This is a genomic window from Thiomonas sp. TH-17 (assembly GCF_057473305.1).
This window is the reverse complement of record NZ_JBYCKI010000121.1, coordinates 1-16,121: the sequence shown is the minus strand read 5'-3', so window position 1 is coordinate 16,121 and position 16,121 is coordinate 1. Positions and strand designations below refer to the sequence as shown.

General features: G+C 64.1%; 16 protein-coding genes and 1 pseudogene. 8 read left to right on the top strand and 9 right to left on the bottom strand.

The genetic code is table 11. The annotated features are described in order from the left end of the window. Nucleotides 1–56 precede the first annotated feature (56 nt). Complete coding sequence (gene metG / locus AC2VLV_RS07295; RefSeq protein ID WP_486989343.1) at nucleotides 57–2,210, bottom strand: methionine--tRNA ligase; 2,154 nt, start codon at nucleotides 2,208–2,210, stop codon at nucleotides 57–59. A gap of 70 nt (nucleotides 2,211–2,280) precedes the next feature. Beyond that, complete coding sequence (locus AC2VLV_RS07290; RefSeq protein WP_486989342.1) at nucleotides 2,281–4,371, bottom strand: FUSC family protein; 2,091 nt, start codon at nucleotides 4,369–4,371, stop codon at nucleotides 2,281–2,283. An 80-nt stretch (nucleotides 4,372–4,451) separates the two neighbouring features. Between AC2VLV_RS07290 and AC2VLV_RS07285 the strand changes: the two genes are divergently transcribed. After that, complete coding sequence (locus AC2VLV_RS07285) at nucleotides 4,452–5,453, top strand: ketopantoate reductase family protein (RefSeq protein ID WP_486989341.1); 1,002 nt, start codon at nucleotides 4,452–4,454, stop codon at nucleotides 5,451–5,453. 195 nt (nucleotides 5,454–5,648) lie between these two features. Here AC2VLV_RS07285 and phaP read toward each other — a convergent pair whose 3' ends face one another. Together phaP and AC2VLV_RS07275 are read right to left on the bottom strand one after the other, a co-directional pair. After that, nucleotides 5,649–6,209, bottom strand: a complete 561-nt coding sequence (phaP, locus tag AC2VLV_RS07280) for a TIGR01841 family phasin (RefSeq protein ID WP_486989340.1) — start codon at nucleotides 6,207–6,209, stop codon at nucleotides 5,649–5,651. A gap of 223 nt (nucleotides 6,210–6,432) precedes the next feature. Then, nucleotides 6,433–7,455 carry an inositol monophosphatase family protein gene (locus AC2VLV_RS07275; RefSeq protein ID WP_486989368.1) on the bottom strand — a complete coding sequence of 341 codons (1,023 nt, stop codon included), beginning with the start codon at nucleotides 7,453–7,455 and terminating at the stop codon, nucleotides 6,433–6,435. Nucleotides 7,456–7,516: 61 nt separating this feature from the next. Between AC2VLV_RS07275 and AC2VLV_RS07270 the strand changes: the two genes are divergently transcribed. Continuing rightward, complete coding sequence (locus tag AC2VLV_RS07270) at nucleotides 7,517–8,299, top strand: RNA methyltransferase (RefSeq protein ID WP_486989339.1); 783 nt, start codon at nucleotides 7,517–7,519, stop codon at nucleotides 8,297–8,299. Between the two features lie 70 nt (nucleotides 8,300–8,369). After that, nucleotides 8,370–9,137 (top strand): serine O-acetyltransferase, encoded by a 768-nt coding sequence (gene cysE / locus AC2VLV_RS07265; protein ID WP_486989338.1) that lies wholly within the window; start codon nucleotides 8,370–8,372, stop codon nucleotides 9,135–9,137. A 56-nt stretch (nucleotides 9,138–9,193) separates the two neighbouring features. Here cysE and AC2VLV_RS07260 read toward each other — a convergent pair whose 3' ends face one another. Continuing rightward, entirely contained in the window at nucleotides 9,194–9,340 is a 147-nt protein-coding gene (locus tag AC2VLV_RS07260; RefSeq protein ID WP_486989337.1) for a hypothetical protein, read from the bottom strand. Nucleotides 9,341–9,470: 130 nt separating this feature from the next. Between AC2VLV_RS07260 and AC2VLV_RS07255 the strand changes: the two genes are divergently transcribed. The 4 genes from AC2VLV_RS07255 (at nucleotide 9,471) to AC2VLV_RS07240 (ending at nucleotide 12,022) form a co-directional block, all read left to right on the top strand. Then, on the top strand, nucleotides 9,471–9,605 hold the full coding sequence (locus tag AC2VLV_RS07255) for a hypothetical protein (RefSeq protein WP_486989336.1): 135 nt from the start codon (nucleotides 9,471–9,473) through the stop codon (nucleotides 9,603–9,605). 172 nt (nucleotides 9,606–9,777) lie between these two features. After that, the gene (locus AC2VLV_RS07250; protein WP_486989335.1) at nucleotides 9,778–11,430 is read left to right on the top strand and encodes a methyl-accepting chemotaxis protein; all 1,653 of its coding nucleotides are present in this window, start codon (nucleotides 9,778–9,780) and stop codon (nucleotides 11,428–11,430) included. 137 nt (nucleotides 11,431–11,567) lie between these two features. Next, nucleotides 11,568–11,771: a DUF3563 family protein gene (locus AC2VLV_RS07245; protein ID WP_486989334.1), complete on the top strand. Its 204-nt coding sequence runs from the start codon at nucleotides 11,568–11,570 to the stop codon at nucleotides 11,769–11,771. Continuing rightward, nucleotides 11,765–12,022, top strand: coding sequence for a hypothetical protein (locus tag AC2VLV_RS07240; protein WP_486989333.1), 258 nt, complete (start codon nucleotides 11,765–11,767; stop codon nucleotides 12,020–12,022). Before AC2VLV_RS07245 ends, AC2VLV_RS07240 begins: the two co-directional genes overlap by 7 nt. Before the next feature lie 74 nt (nucleotides 12,023–12,096). On the opposite strand, the gene AC2VLV_RS07235 is transcribed toward AC2VLV_RS07240, so the two are convergent. Genes AC2VLV_RS07235 through kynB form a run of 4 tightly spaced genes read right to left on the bottom strand, consistent with a single transcriptional unit; the run spans nucleotide 12,097 to nucleotide 15,443 of the window. Next, on the bottom strand, nucleotides 12,097–12,585 hold the full coding sequence (locus tag AC2VLV_RS07235) for an Lrp/AsnC family transcriptional regulator (RefSeq protein ID WP_486989332.1): 489 nt from the start codon (nucleotides 12,583–12,585) through the stop codon (nucleotides 12,097–12,099). Nucleotides 12,586–12,596: 11 nt separating this feature from the next. Beyond that, nucleotides 12,597–13,523: a tryptophan 2,3-dioxygenase gene (gene kynA, locus AC2VLV_RS07230; protein ID WP_486989331.1), complete on the bottom strand. Its 927-nt coding sequence runs from the start codon at nucleotides 13,521–13,523 to the stop codon at nucleotides 12,597–12,599. Next, nucleotides 13,520–14,803, bottom strand: a complete 1,284-nt coding sequence (gene kynU / locus AC2VLV_RS07225; protein ID WP_486989367.1) for a kynureninase — start codon at nucleotides 14,801–14,803, stop codon at nucleotides 13,520–13,522. Before kynU ends, kynA begins: the two co-directional genes overlap by 4 nt. 16 nt (nucleotides 14,804–14,819) lie before the next feature. Next, nucleotides 14,820–15,443: an arylformamidase gene (gene kynB / locus AC2VLV_RS07220; protein ID WP_486989366.1), complete on the bottom strand. Its 624-nt coding sequence runs from the start codon at nucleotides 15,441–15,443 to the stop codon at nucleotides 14,820–14,822. A gap of 191 nt (nucleotides 15,444–15,634) precedes the next feature. On the opposite strand from kynB, the pseudogene AC2VLV_RS07215 reads away from it, so the two are divergent. Next, nucleotides 15,635–16,121: pseudogene (locus AC2VLV_RS07215) on the top strand (4-hydroxyphenylpyruvate dioxygenase); the annotation flags it as partial.

The following is a 16,121-nucleotide window of genomic DNA, read 5'->3' as shown; positions in this document are numbered from 1 at the left end:
AGTGCGCAGAATAGGGCGCTTTACGCCGCTGCAGCCTGATCTGGGGTAAGCGGATCTCAGCGCACCCGCATGCCCGGCTGCGCTCCGGCGTGCGGTTCGAGAATGTAGAGGCCGGGCTGCGCCTTTTCGTCGGCGGCGCTGGCGGCCAGCACCATGCCTTCGCTCAGGCCGAATTTCATCTTGCGCGGCGCGAGGTTGGCCACCAGCACGGTGAGTTTGCCGATCAGGTCTTCAGGTTTGTAGGCGCTGGAGATGCCGGAGAACACATTACGGGTGCGCGGCTGTCCATCGGGCGTGGTTTCGCCCACGTCGAGGGTGAGGCGCAGGAGTTTGGTCGAGCCTTCCACGGCTTCGACATGCTGGATGCGGGCGATGCGCAGATCGATTTTGGCGAAGTCGTCGATGGTGATGAAGGGGTCTTGCGTGGCGTCGGTAGCCGGTGCTGAGGGCGTCATGGCTTGGGCGGCAGGCTTGGCAACGACTGGCGCTGCGGGCGGATTGGTCTCGAACAGGGCGTCGAGGCGCTTGGGGTCGATGCGGTGCATCAGGTGCTGATAGGGCGCGGCGTGTTGCGGCAGTCCGGTGGCGTCGCCCCAGACAAAATCGCGCTCCAGCCCGAACAGCTCGCGCGCCACGCGGGCGGTGAGTGCCGGCAGCACCGGGCTGAGCATGACCGACAGCAGCCAGAACCCGGCCAAGGCCTGCGAGCAGGCGTCTTGCAGATCGGCGCGGCGGGCTTCGTCTTTCGCCAGAATCCAGGGCTGGGCGGCGTCGAACGCGGTGTTGATGCGGTCGGCGTAGGCCATGATTTCTCGCAGCGCCCGGGCGTATTCGCGCGCTTCGAAAGCGGCGGCCACGTCGTCGGAGAGCGCCTTGGCGGCGTCACGCAGATTGTCGGAGTTGTGGGCGTAACCCAGCTTGCCGTCGAAGTATTGGCTGATGAATTTGGCGGCGCGGCTGGCGATGTTGACGTACTTGCCGATGAGGTCGCTGTTGACCCGGGCGACAAAATCTTCCGGCGTGAAATCCACATCTTCCACCCGCGAGGTCAGCTTGGCGGCGAGGTAATAGCGCAGCCACTCGGGGTTGAGGCCGATGTCGAGATACTTCAGCGGCGAGATGCCGGTGCCCCGGCTTTTGCTCATTTTCTCGCCGCCGACGGTGACGAAGCCGTGCACATTGATCTGGCTCGGAGTCTTGCGGCCCGAGAAGTGCAGCATGGCCGGCCAGAACAGGGTGTGGAAATACACGATGTCCTTGCCGATGAAGTGCACCTGCTCCACCGCCGGGTCGGCGACGAAGGCGTCGAAACTCTGCGCGGTGCGCGAAGGCGCGTGCCAGTGTTGCGCGGCCTGCCCCTTGTCGAAGTGATTTTTCAGGCTGGCGAGGTAGCCGATGGGGGCGTCGAGCCAGACGTAGAAGTATTTGCCCGGCGCGTCAGGGATCTCGATGCCGAAGTAGGGCGCATCGCGCGAGATGTCCCAGTCGGCCAGGCCGCCGTGGCCGTTTTCGTCGGTGGTGAACCATTCACGCACCTTGTTGAGCACTTCGGTTTGAAGATGAGGCTGGCCGTTGGCGTTAGTGGCCTGCGTCCAGTTGCGCAGATAGTCGGCGCAGCGGTCGGACGAGAGCTGAAAGAAGTAGTGCTCGCTCTTGCGCAGCTCGGGCGTGGCGCCGGATAGTGTGGAATAGGGATGCTTGAGTTCGGTGGGCGCGTACACCGCCCCGCAGACTTCGCAGGCGTCGCCGTACTGATCGGCCGCGCCGCATTTGGGGCACTGGCCCTTGATGTAGCGGTCGGGCAGGAACATGCCTTTGACCGGATCGAAAAACTGTTCGATGTCGCGCATCGCGATCAGGCCGTTCTTGCGCAGCGCGCGGTAGATGTCCTGCGCGAGCTGATGGTTCTCCGTCGCGTCGGTGTTGTGCCAGTTGTCGAAGCGGATGTGAAAGCCGTCGAGATATTGCGCCCGCCCGGCGGCGATGTCGGCGACGAACTGCTGCGGCGTCTTGCCCGCCTTGTCGGCGGCGATCATGATGGGCGCGCCGTGGGCGTCGTCGGCGCCGACGAAGTGCACCTCGTGCCCCTGCATGCGTTGAAAGCGAACCCAGGTGTCGGCCTGGATGTATTCCATGATGTGGCCGATGTGGAACGGGCCGTTGGCGTAGGGCAGGGCGGTGGTGACGAAGAATCGGCGCTTGGAAGTCATGGTGAACGGGGTGGAGTGCGCCCGGCCGGGAGCGCCGGGGCGTGCGGGCGTTGCCGCGCAAATGGGTATTTTAGGTGGCGACGGGCGAAAGGATCTGGCGCGACAACCGGGCGATCGTGCGCCCTTCCGCTTCCACCTCGCGCAGGCGGCGCTCGATCGGGGTGTCGATGGCGCCGGTTTCGGCCGCTTCGATGCACGTCGCCTGCCCGTCGAGACCGAGACAGCCTTGAAGCAGGGCAAGGGTATGGCGCAGGCGGGCCTGCTCGGCGGCAGGCAGCACCCGGTCGCCGCGCTGCGCTCTGATCACGCGCAAGGTGGCGAGGTGGGCGCTGAGCAGATCGCTATGGGCGATGAACGCGGCGAGTTCGCGCCGCATGTGCTGATGCTGGCGCGGCTCTTCCAGCATGCGGGCGTGCAGGCCGCCCACGGCGGCGAGCGCGTCTTGAATGCGTTTGCGCTCACGGCGGTAGTTCAGGTCGCTGACCTGCTGCGGGTCGAGCACGGCCTGTGCATAGCCCAGAGCGGCGCGCTGCAAGGCATCGACCTGGCGGCGCAGATCGTTGGCCTCCCAGCGCGGCAGCACGAAGCTGAAAGCCCAGGCCAAAGCTGCGCCGATCAGCGTGTCTTGCAGGCGCTGAGTGACCAGAAACTGGCTGCCCGGCTCCAGCAAGGCCACGAGCAGCAGGGCGTTGACGCTGGCGAACAGGGCGGTGAAGCGGTAGTTGAGGGTGATGAAGGTGCGCGCAAAGGCCAGGGAGACGAACACCCCCAGCGTCATCACCCCCAGCGATGGGTGGGTGGAGAGCAGCGCCGCGACCAGTATGCAGCCCAGCAGCGTGCCCAGCACGCGGTCTTTGATGCGCTGGCGGGTGACGCTGTAATTCGGCCGCAGAATCACGCCGATGGTCAGCAACACCCAGTAGTCGTGCGGGTGATAGGGCAGGGCGCGCAGCACCAATTCGCCTGCGAACAAGGCCAGCGCCAGACGGATGGCATAGCGGAGGATGGGTGATTCAAAGCGGATGGATTGCCATAGCGCGTTCGGGTCGTAGCGCAGCGGGCTGAGAAAGGCCTGCAGATCCATGCCCTGCAGCGGATCGGGCTGAGTCGGCGACCCGACGGGTTTTTCTTGAGCGAGCAGATCGCTGATGCGCTGAAACTTGTCGGCACTGGCGCGCAAGGCCATGCGGGCCTGCTCGAATTCGGCGCTGGGCTGGCTGGGCTGCAGGGTGGCGAGTGCGTGCTCGATGGTTTGCGCGCAGGGCAGGTGGGCGGGCAGGGTGTTGGCCGGCCTGCCGCGCAACAAGGCGTCGGCGCGCTGGTCGAGGGCATCGCCGATGCGCTGCGCCCAGTCGCGCAGCGCATCGGGCACGGGCGTGGCGTCGAACTGCTTGAGAATCAGGTCGCCATCGGTCTGGCTGGCCAGCAGGGCTTCGTTGACCTCCAGCAGCACAATGAGCCGCGCCGCCAGGGCGCGATCAGCCGCGGTGCGCACATCCCGCAGCACGATGTCGCGCGTGTTCTGCAAGGTGTCGTTGATCGCGGTGAGTTGCGCGACCGCGCCGCTCAATCCAGAAGACTGCGCGCCGAAGTGATTGGCCAGCCAATGCGCAAACTGGCCGAGCTGCGCCAGCAACTCGGCCAACGCCTGCTCCTTGGTGCGGCGGCGCAGCCAGCGCGCCAGCAGCAGGGCATAGGCGGTGTAGAGCAATGCGCCGATGAAAAACAGCGCCACGGCCGCCGCCAGTTGCGCCGGGCCTTGCAACGGCGGAGAACCCACGGTGATGACCGAAATGAACAGCACGCTGAAACTCATCGCCAGCGCCCGCTTGCCCCACACGGCGATCAACCCGCTGATAAAACCCAGCACGGGAATGAGCACGATCTGCACCGCAGGCCACCACAGGCTGGCGCCGACCAGCGCAAAGGCAACCGTGCTCGCCACGCTGGTAAACAACAACTCCACGCGCTTGACCCGGGTGGGCGCCGGGTTGTCGGCGAAGCACACGGTGAGCGCGCCGCTGCCCAGTGCAATCGCAGGGCCCAACCCCGCGATTGCGTAAGTCACCAAGCCGAACAGGGCGACGCCCACGGCCGACACCAGCCCGCCGGTGAAGTAGCGGCCGTGGAGCAGAACGAGGACTTGTCGCGGTGTCAGCATGTGAGGTGTTTTTTGCGTGCTATTGTCGTTGGAGTGTTGGCGATTTGCGCACGGCTGAACGTGCTACGAGGAGCAAGAGCATGGCATCACCCTTGAAAATTCTGGTCGTTGGCGCGGGCGCCGTGGGCGGCACGCTGGCCGTTCGGCTTGCGGCTGCCGGACACACGGTCAGCGTGCTGGCGCGTGGCGCGCATCTGCAGGCGATTCAACGCGCCGGGCTGTGTCTGGAAGACCCGCAAGAGCGCGTTTGTGTGGAGGTGCAGGCCAGCGACGATCTGGCCGATTTCGCGCCGCAAGATCTCGTGATATTAGGTCTGAAGGCGCATCAACTCGGCCCCGTTCTGCCACAGCTTCGCCCTTTGCTGCACGCCGATACGGTTGTGCTGCCCGCCATCAACGGGGTGCCTTGGTGGTATTTCCACGCCGACACCAGCCCGCAGGCGCGCACGGCGCAGAGGCGCACTGCGCATCTGGAAAGCATCGACCCCGGCGGCCGCTTGCTGGGCGCCATCGACCCGGCGCATCTCGTGGGCTGCGTGGTGCACGCCAGCGCCGAGGTAGCCAGCCCCGGCGTGATTCGTGGCAATGGGCAATACCGCTATGTGATCGGCGAACCCACACACACGCGCAGCCCACGCGTGCAGGCGCTGGCCGACCACTTGCGTGCGGCGGGCTGCGAGCCGGAAGTCACCGACCGCATCCGCGACGCCATCTGGATGAAGCTCATCGGCAACGCCACCTTCAACCCGGTCGCCGCGCTGACGCGAGCGCGCATGAACGCCATCTGCGACAACCCCGAACTCGTCGCCCTCATCCGCGACGGCATGGCCGAGATCATGGGCCTGGCGCGGGCCTATGGCTGCGATCCGCTGGTCAGCATCGAGCAGCGCATGGACATCGCCCGCGGCATCGGCCCAGTGAAAACGTCCACCCTGCAAGACCTGGAGCGCGGCCGCGCACTGGAGATCGCCGCCCTGCTGCACGCTCCGCTCGAAATGGCCCGCCTCGCCCACCATCCCATGCCCACCCTGCAAACGCTGAGCGCCCTGCTGGGTGAGCTTGATCGGCAAGTTTGCAATTGAAGACCGCCAAAAAAAAGCCGGTCAGAGACCGGCTGGAAGGGTACCTTTGGGGTACCGAGGAGACAACTGTTTGGGCGATAGGCGGCGCTTTTTGAATCGGCCGCTCAGCCTCATGTGCAATCAACGCAGCGTGGGGGCAAAAGTTGACAAGCCAGTTGACAAGCCGCCACGCCGCGCAAAAAACCGGCTGAACGATCAGGCTGCGGCGCGCTTGGCGGCGGTGCGGCCGGTGGTTTGCGCCGCTTTCATCGCGGTGCTGGTCACAGCGTTCATATTGGCTTCCACTGCCTCGGCGGCCTGCTTGGTGACTTTCTGCACCGAGTCATAGGCGTTGTTGGCGGCGTTCATGGCGCTTTTCATCATGGCCACGGCGGTTTCTGAGCCGGCGGGGGCATTCTTGGCGGCGGATTCGGCCAGGTCCATGAACTTCTTGTGGGTTTCAGAAATTTGCGACTCAGCGGTCTTGGCCAATTCGGCCTGGGCGCCAGAAGCGATTTCGTAGGCATGACGTGAGTAGGACAGAACCTTCTCGGCCATCGGCTGCATCCAGCCCGATTGCAGGGTCGACAGTTCCTGCAGGTCTTTGACCGACAGAAGCGCCATGGTGTGATCGGCGCTTTCTTGCAGAGAGGTCTTGACGGCCTGCATGTTCAGGTCAACCAGTTTTTCCATGTTGTCCATGGACTTGGCGGCCAGACCGAAAAAGGTTTCGAACTGGGCTTTTTGCGCTGCTGCGAATTGCTCGGGGGTCATCATGATGTCTCTCCTGGGTTGAGGGCGTTGGCTGCGGTTGAACTGCTAAAGGGGCGGCAGCCAACACATTTTGAACCCGCAACGGTGTCACGAAGATGACGGCCTGCTCAGGTTCATTTGTGCACTGCACAATCACTATTGTAGAGACGACCTTCTGAATTGCAAGAAAAATTTGTGCATTGCAGCAAATTTATTGAAATCTCAATAATTTCAATGAGTTGCCGCGCTATTCCTTGGGGCGCCTGGGCTTGTAGACGGAAGGGGGAAACGATTTTTCGGTTTGCCGCGGCTGGGCGACGTCGCTGGCTTTGATGCGGCGCGGAGCAGCTTTCACCCGCTTACTTTCGGGCACGGCCAGAGTGCCCGACTTTTTGTCGGCCGCAGCAGTCATCAGCTCGACTTGGGCGGCGGTCGTAGAGGCATCGGGCTCGGCGCGGCGCCCCGATTCTGCCGCGGAGACTTTGGAAAACCGCTGCAGCAGGCTGACGATCTGGCCATAGACGCGGGGCGTAGCGGCCAGCACTTCACCTGTGAAGAGGAAGTCGCCATCGCCGGCAAAATTGCCCACCAGGCCGCCGGCCTCGGTGATCAGCAGACTGCCGGCGGCAATGTCCCAGGGTTTGAGCCCGGTTTCGAAAAATCCGTCGTAGCGCCCCGCCGCCACGTAGGCCAGGTCGATGGCGGCAGCGCCCGGACGGCGCAGGCCGACGCAGCGCTGCGCCACGAGCTTGAACATTTCGAGATAGGTGTCGATGTCGTCGTTCTTGCGGAACGGAAACCCGGTGCCGATGAGACTGTCTTCCAGCCGCACTCGGTTGGAGACACGGATGCGGCGGCTGTTGAGAAACGCCCCGGCGCCGCGTGTGGCGGTGAAGAGTTCGTCGCGCGTCGGGTCGTAAACCACGGCCTGTTGCACCACGCCGCGATGGGCCAGTGCGATGGAGACGGCGTACACCGGCATGCCGTGGATGAAGTTGGTGGTGCCATCGAGCGGGTCGATGATCCACTGATATTCCGACGAGGCATCGCCGAAGGCGCTGCCAGTCTCTTCTCCCAGAATGCCATGCTGCGGATAGGCCTTGAGCAGCACGTCGATGATGGCTTGCTCGGCGGCGCGATCGACTTCGGTCACGAAATCGTTGGCGGCTTTTTGCGCGACGCGCAGCAGGTCAATATCGAGACTCGCGCGGTTGATGATTTTGCCGGCTTCGCGCGCTGCGCGAACGGCCACATTGAGCATGGGGTGCATGGTGTCCTGAGCGCCAGCAACGACAATGGCGCGAGAAATTTCGGGAAGTGACAAAGAACAGATGAAAGATGCGCATTTTATCGACGCCGAGGCGGCCGCGTGTGCACCGTCGCTGGATGACACGGTCTTCGTGCTCGTGGGCACCAGTCATCCGGGCAATGTGGGCGCGGCGGCGCGCGCCCTCAAGAACATGGGTTTCGCCAACCTGAGGCTGGTCGCTCCGCGCTTTGCCGATGTGCTCGCGCAGCCCGAAACCCTGGCCTTCGCCAGCGGCGCGGAAGATGTGCTGAAGGCGGCGCAAGTGCACGGAGAACTCAATGACGCCGTGGCGGACTGTGGCGTGGTCGTGGCGCTGTCGGCGCGGGTGCGCGATTTCGGCCCTCCGCTGCACACGCCGGAGTGGTTGCCCCAACTGGCGCGGCGAAGTGCGGAGCAGGGGCGGCGCGTGGCCTTTGTTTTCGGCAGCGAACGCTTCGGGCTGAGCAACGCCGATGTGTATCGCTGCGATGCCCTGCTGAGCATTCCCGCCAATCCGGCCTACACCTCGCTCAATCTCGCGCAGGCGGTGCAGGTCATCGCGTGGGAGTGGCGTAAAGGGGTCGGGCTGCATGCGGTGCAGCCTGCGCAGGCCGAAAGCGTGGCGGCGACGGCGGGAGAGGTGCAGGGGATGCTGGCGCATGTTGAGCAGGCTTTGCTGGCGTTGGAGGTGCTCGACCCCAACGCGCCGCGCAAACTGCTGCCGAGGTTGCAGCGCCTGGCTTCGCGGGCGGAACTCACGCGTGACGAAGTGCAGATTTTGCGCGGCGTGTGCACCGCCGTACTTCGCAAAGTGCCGAAGGGCTGATGCCGACGCATGGAAAATCAGGGTTCAATACACTGAACTCTCCCTTCACTAGCTGCAAAGCGACCGATCCATGCTGCAACGATTGCGTGAGACCATCCAGATCATCTTGGAGCGCGACCCTGCCGCGCGTTCGACCTGGGAGGTTGTCACCTGTTATCCGGGCCTGCACGCCTTGCTGTTTCACGGCATGGCGCATGGCTGCTGGAAGCGCGGCTGGCACTGGCTTGGGCGATGGATTTCGCACTGGGGGCGCTGGCTCACCGGCATCGAGATTCATCCCGGGGCCACCATTGGTCGGCGCGTGTTCATCGACCACGGCATGGGCGTGGTCATCGGTGAAACGGCGGAAATCGGCGACGACTGCACCATCTACCAAGGCGTGACGCTGGGCGGCACCTCGCTCTACAAAGGCGCGAAACGGCACCCCACTCTGGAAGCGGGTGTGGTGGTCGGTGCCGGGGCGCAAGTGCTCGGCGGCTTTACCGTGGGCGAGGGCGCGCGCATCGGCTCGAACGCGGTGGTCGTCAAGGCGGTTCCAGCCGGGGCGACCGCTGTGGGTAACCCCGCGCGCATCCTCCAGAAAGAGGTAGACCAGCAGCGCGAGGCCACGGCGGCGCGCATGGGGTTTTCCGCCTATGCCGTCACTCAGAACGGTGACGACCCGCAATCACGCGCGGTGCTCGGGTTGATCGACCATGCCGCGCAGCTCGAACATCAGGTCGCGCTGCTCTGGCAGGCGCTTGAGCGGCATGGTGTTTGCCCGGCCGAGGCCTGTCCGCCCGAGGCGCTGCGCACCGAGCATTTCGACAAAGCCAAGCTGGAAAAACTGGTGGAGTGACGGCGGCAGGGTGGCGTCGCTAGGCTGCGTTGCCTTGCGCGGAGATGATCTTCGCGTCAATGCCGATGAAGCGCGCTACGGTCGCGCAGCATGTGCTCCAGCTCATTCAGACTGGTTGTGCGCACGGCAAAAAGTCGGATCGTCTCGGCAGAGCTGCCGTTTGAGCCGAAGAGGAAATTGAGAATTTGTTTCACTATGCCCATGATGGCACCTATGTAAGTCTAGGGTTAACCCGGATTCTAAGGGGTGCCAGGTTTTTTTGCTGGGCCGCTCCCGCGAGGGGAAAACCGTTCCGTGGGCAATGGGCACCGGGCGAGGAAAAGGAACCGACTCATGAGACTTTTGATCTGGCTCACGCTGGCCTGTCTTTGTCTGAGCGCTTGCGCTGCGCCGGGGGCGTCGTCTGATCATCATTCCGGCGTCATCCTCTACGGTGAACTGGACGAGGGCATTCAAATTCACCCGTAGAACCAACCGCAGCATTGTGTCAGGCCGATGAGCGGCTACCTGATTGGCATGATCTAGATCAAACAACTGTGAGATGCGCCTCAAGCGAGCTTCTTGGGGTGTCGTCATCTAGATATTCGAATATGCCGCGTGTCATGCAGAAAAAGTTCTCCAGCATGCGGCAGGAGGAACCATGCGCAACAACCAGCCCGTCACCCAGACCGAGCGTCTGTTTGGGAAAAACGAATACATCGTCTCCAAGACGGATCTCAAGGGGCGGCTCACCTATGTGAATCGGCCCTTTCTGGAGATCAGCGGATTTTCCGAGGACGAATTGCTGGGTTCCGCCCACAACATCGTGCGCCACCCGGACATGCCGCCCGAGGCGTTTGATGACATGTGGCGCCATCTGCAAGCCGGCAAGCCGTGGCAGGGCATGGTCAAGAATCGTTGCAAGAACGGCGATTTCTACTGGGTTCAGGCCAACGCCAATCCCATCTGGGAAGAGGGCCGGATGGTGGGCTATATGTCACTGCGGGTGCTCCCCAGCCGCGAGCAGGTGAGGGCGGCGCAAGAGTTCTACGCTTCGTTGCGAGAAGGCCGCGCGCAGGGCTGGACGGTTCGGCATGGAAAGCCAGCGCGCACCGGTTTGCGCGGGTGGCTGCGCGAGGGTGCGCGGGTGTTGCAACAGCGGGCCGTTTCCTTTTTCAGCGCGGGTTTGCTGCTCATCGCCCTGTTGATGTTGGCGCTTGGCGGGGCCGAGCAAGCTGGCTATCTGCAAATTGCAGGCTTGGCGATCAGCGCACTGCAGATGGCCCTGTCGGTCGTCCTGATGGGCGGACTGACATCGCTGGCCTGGACCGTGCGGCGTCAACTGTTGCAGCCCATCGATGCGCTGCAAAAAGAGATGGAAGCCGTATCCGCGGGCGATCTGATCTTGGGAGAAGTGTCCACCGACACGCGTGGCGCAAACCGTTTGCGCCAGACGCTGGACACCATGCGCGGCAACCTCAGCAGCATGGTGCAAGACATTCGCGCCGCCGCCGCGCAGATCACGACGGGTTCGCAGGAAATCGCCTCGGCCTCGCAAGGGTTGGCTCAGGCCGCGTCGGAGCAGGCCGCCTCGGTCGAAGAGACGTCGGCCACGCTGGAGCAGACGGGCGCCTCCATCGAACAAAATGCCCAGAGCGCCCGGCAGACCAACACCCTTGCGCAGGCCGCCGCGCATCAGGCGAGCGAAGGCGGCACGGCGGTGGCGCAAACGGTGCAGGCCATGCAGAGCATCGCCGAGCGGATTTCCATCATCGACGACATCGCTTACCAGACCAATATGCTGGCCCTCAACGCCGCGATTGAAGCCGCGCGGGCCGGAGAGCAAGGCAAGGGATTTGCGGTGGTTGCGGCCGAAGTGCGCAAGCTGGCCGAAAAAAGTCAGGCAGCCGCGCGCGAAATCAGCGAACTGGCGACCTCCACTCTTCACCAAGCCGAGCGGGCGGGTGATCTGCTCCAGGAGATCGTGCCCGCCATTGCCAAGACTTCGCAGCTCGTGGAGGAAATCAGCGCGGCGTCAAGCGAGCAGGCCACGGGGGTTCAGCAAATCTCTCAGGCTGTCGCGCAACTGAACACGGTGACGCAGCACAACGCCTCGGCTTCAGAAGAACTGGCCGCGACGTCGGAAGACTTGAGCGAGCAGGCGAAGTTTCTCGAAAAGGCCATGGTGCAGTTCCGCCTGAATGGCGAGCGCGTTCCTGTCGTGCTGTCGCGTGCAGAGCGCAAGCGGCAAGGCGCACAGGAGATGCCGGGCGCGGGTTTGTTGGCCAGCGAAGGGGGATTCACCGCGTTCTGATAAGAAAATGGTTTAGTGATGCTGCAACGCAACATTCAATTGCGCTGATATGGCAATTCGCTCGCAATCGGGCTAAGATTAGGGTTATCCCTTACTCTTTTGCGGCTGTTCCCACAAGGAATCACCCGCACCTCATCATGAATCACTTCAAGCATTTTCTCGACAAACTTCTGTCCGGCATTGAGGCGCACCAGAGCGCAGACGAACACTACCTTGCCCAATCCGTTGACGCCTGTGACTTCGAACGCCGCGTGCGCGAGTTGGAATTGCGCGGCTCCCATGCCCAAGATTGGACCTGGGCCGATGTGGCGCGAAATCAAACGGAGCGCCATTCATGGTGACGTCTTTTGTTGCGACGCAGCAAGACTCGGCGCCTGCGCCGTGGCTGGCCCTGTCCGATGGCTGGATAGGGTCGGCCGATGCGGTCAGTCGGCAGGTGCTGCACTGGCCGTTCGACGCGCTGCGAGATCAGTACGCCACTGCCGTGCGTGCGGGGCTGATCGAGCGTTCGCTCATCGCGTCGTCCCAGTTCGAGCGCAAAACCGCGGCGCTGGAGCGGGCCTTGCTCGGCAGCTATGCCCGGCAGGTCTGATTGCTGAGACCTGCTCACGTTTTCGCCTGTCGGCGGACACAATCCCGCTCAAGCCGCTTAAACCGTTTAGACGTTCAGACTGAAATGCCGGTGAAGGGCTTGACCTCGGCGAGCACGAAGCTGGATTTCACGTCTTCGACGCTTTCGTGTTTAAGCAGGGTTTCGAGCACGAAGTGGGCGTAGTGCTCCATGTCTTGCACATGCACGCGCAGCAGGTAGTCCATCTCGCCGGTCATCGCCAGGCATTCCACCACCTCGGGCCAGCCTTGGACGGCGGCGCGAAACACTTCCTGCGGCGAACGCTGGTTGCTGGCGCGGTGTTTCTCAAGGCGGACACTGAGCAGGGCGCTCAGGCTGAGGCCGAGTGCGCGCGGGCTGACGATGGCGCGATAGCCCTCGATGACCCCGATCTGCTCCAGCCGCCGGATGCGTCGCTGAACGGCCGAAGCGGAGAGCCCGATCTGCTCGGCCAGCTTTTCCTGCGTCAATCGTGCATCGGCTTGCAGCAGGGCCAGCAGCCTGCGGTCGATGCGGTCGATGGCTTCAGTCTGGGGTTTGCGCATGACGGGCGGGCTCACAGATCGGTGCGCAGGGTCCACAACTCGGGAAACAGCACGGTGTCGAGCATCTTGCGCAAATAAGGCACGCCGCCGGTGCCGCCCGTGCCGCGCTTGAAGCCGATGACGCGCTCGACGGTGGTGACGTGGCGGAAGCGCCAAAGGCGAAACGCATCTTCGAGATCGACCAGTTCTTCGCCGAGCTGGTAAAGGTCCCAATGATCTTCGGGCGAGCGGTACACCGTCAGCCAGGCTTGTTCCACTTCTGCGTGGGCGGCATACGGTTGCGTCCAGTCGCGATCGAGGCGGGTCTGGGGAATGGGCAGGCCGCGGCGGGCGAGCAGGCGCAGGGCTTCGTCGTACAGGCTGGGCGCGCGCCAGGCGGCCTCTACCGTGGCGAGGTGGTCCGGCTGGTGGGCATGCGGGCGCAGCATGGCTGCGTTTTTGTTGCCCAGCCGGAACTCGATGCAGCGGTACTGCCAGCTCTGAAAGCCGCTGGAACTGGCCAGATACGGCCGCAGCGCGGTGTATTCGCTGGGCGTCATGGTGGCGAGAACATCCCAGGCGTGGACGAGCTGCTCCATGATGCGCGACACGCGCGACAGCATCTTGAACGCCGGCTGCAGCGCGTCGGCGCGCACGGCGTCGAGCGCGGCGTGCAGTTCGTGCAGCATCAGCTTCATCCAGAGTTCGCTGGTCTGGTGCTGGATGATGAACAGCATCTCGTTATGCGTGGGCGAAAGCGGGTGCTGCGCGCCGAGTAGCTCGTCGAGGTGCAGGTAGTCGCCGTAGCTCATCGACTGCGAAAAATCGAGTTGCGCGCCTTCTTCGTGCACGATCTCCTCGCCCGAAGAATTCTCAAGAAACTCGCCGGGCCGTCCCAAGAGTTTCTTGCCCCTTGAGGGGAGAACCGAGCGAAGCGAAGGGTTTCGGGGTGGGCTCATGTCACGGCTCCCTTGCGGGCGAATCGCGCTTCTCGCCAGAGGCCGCTGTCGAGTACGTCGCGTAGCGTCTGCACGGCGTCGAACACATCGACGTGGCGCAGGTAAAGCGGGGTGAAACCGAAGCGCAGCAGATCGGCGTCGCCCCGGGTTTTGTCGCCGGCGCGGAAGTCGCCGATCACCCCGCGGGCGATCAGGGCCTGCATCACGGCGTAGCCATCGCCGTCGAAACTCAGCGAGACCTGACTGCCGCGCCGGGCGACGTCGAGCGGGGTGGCGACGGTGAGCGGATGCGCGCTCAGTTGTTCGCGCACGAGGCGGATGAACAGGTCGCTGAGCGCCAGAGACTTGCGCCGTAGCGCCTGCATGCCGCCCATGGGCTCGGCGGCGAGCAGCGTGTCCAAACCGCAGTCGAGCGCGGCCAGCGAAAGCAGGGTCGGCGTGCCGCAGAGGTAGCGCGCAATGCCCTGCGCCGGCTGGTAGCCGGGGGTGAAGACGAAGGGCGCCGCGTGGCCGTGCCAACCGGAGAGCGGCTGTTCCACCCGGTTGACATGGCGCGCATGCACCCAGACAAAGGCCGGCGCACCCGGGCCGCCGTTGAGGTATTTGTAGCCGCAGCCGATGGCGAAATCGGCTTGCGCGCCGTTGAGATCGACCGGCACCGCCCCGGCGGAATGCGCCAGATCCCACACGGTCAACGCACCCGCTGCGTGGGCCGCAGCGGTGACCGCGGCCATGTCGTACAGCGCACCGCTGCGATAGTTCACCTGCGTGAGCAGCAGCACGGCCACGTCGTCGCGCAGTCGGCCCAGGGCCTGCCCCTGCTCCACGAGTTCGAGCTGCATGCCGTGCTGCGCGGCGAGCGACTGGGCCATGTAGAGATCGGTCGGGAAATTTTCCCGCTCGGACACGATGACGCGGCGCTGCGGGGCGTCGGCGCGAGCGATGGCCAGCGCGGCGCTGAGCACTTTGTAGAGGTTGATGGAGGTGGAGTCGGTCACCACCAGTTCGTCTGGAGCGGCGCCCACGAGGCGGGCGATCTTGTTGCCCACGCGCCGGGGCAGATCGATCCAGCCCGCGGTGTTCCAGCTGCGGATCAGGCCTTCTCCCCATTCCTCGGTAAGCACGGTCTGCACCCGCGCGGCGGTTGCCCGGGGCAGGGCGCCGAGCGAATTGCCGTCGAGGTAGATCACGTCATCGGGCAGGGTGAACTGCTCGCGCAGCGGGGCGAGGGAATCGGCGGCGTCGAGCGCGAGGCCGTCTTGGCGTTGAAGCGTAGGCATAGACATGAGGAGGAGATCAAAGTTCGCGCAGCACGGCGCGCACCGGCGAGGCGCAGGCGCCTTGCAGTTTGAGGGGCAGGGCGATGAGCTCATAGTCGCCTTCGGGAACGTCATCGAGCACGAGGTTTTCGAGCACGCGCAGCTCATGCCGCAAGAGTTGGGCGTGGCTGTCGAGTGTCTTGCTGCTTGCGGGATCGACCGACGGGGTGTCGAGCCCGATGAGGGTCACGCCCTGCGCGGCCAGCCAGCTCACCGTCGCGGGAGCGAACGCCGCGAAATCTTCCGACCAGATCGTCAGCGCGCGGTGGCGGGTGCGTACCAACACGCGCGGGGGCAGGTTTGCTGCGGCATGTTGCAGATGGGTGATGTCGATCAGCGCGCCGCAATTCAGGGCGTGAATCACCCGGCAGGGGCCCAGATAGGGCGCAAGACCCACTTCATCGATGCTCGCGCCGTCGTTCGCGTAGTGCAGCGGCGCGTCCGCATGCGCGCCAACGTGGGGCGAAAACCGCACGGCGCTGAGATTGACCGGGCAGCCGGGGCCGAGCCGCGCCGTCCACTCCAGGGAAAACGGCTCGTCGCCTGGAAACACCGGGGCGGAGGGCGAGACGGTCGGGGAAATGTCCCATACGCGGCTCATGGGCGGGCGGTTCATGGGCGGGCCTTCGCTCGGATTAGATAGTGGGTTGCGGATATTTGCAGCTTATCGGATCGTACGGGCTGATGCGCGCAGGATTTTCCCGCAATACGCCAAAATGGCGCGAGTTTTGCTGAAACCCTGCGCGAGTGCTGGCCTACAGTTTGTGCATTCCAAAAGCAGGAGACCACCGTATGAATTCCCTTTCCGCCTCGAATCCCATGGGCACCGACGGCTTCGAATTTGTCGAGTATGCCGCGCCGGAGCCCGAAAAGCTCGGCGCTCTGTTCGCCCAACTCGGCTTTCGCGCCGTGGCCCGCCATCGTCACAAGAACGTGACCTTGTGGCGCCAGGGCGGCATCAACTTCATCGTCAACGCCGAGCCAGACTCGTTCGCACAGCGCTTCGCCCGGCTGCACGGCCCCAGCATCTGCGCCATTGCCTTCCGCGTGCACGACGCCAACGCCGCCTACAAACGCGCTCTGGAACTGGGCGCCTGGGGCTTCGACAGCCGCAGCGGCCCGATGGAGCTGAACATCCCGGCGATCAAGGGCATCGGCGACAGCCTGATCTACTTCGTCGATCGCTGGCGCGGCAAGGATGGGCGCAACGGCGGCATCGGCGACATCTCGATTTACGACGTGGACTTTGAGCCAGTGAACGATGCTGCGGCGGAGCACG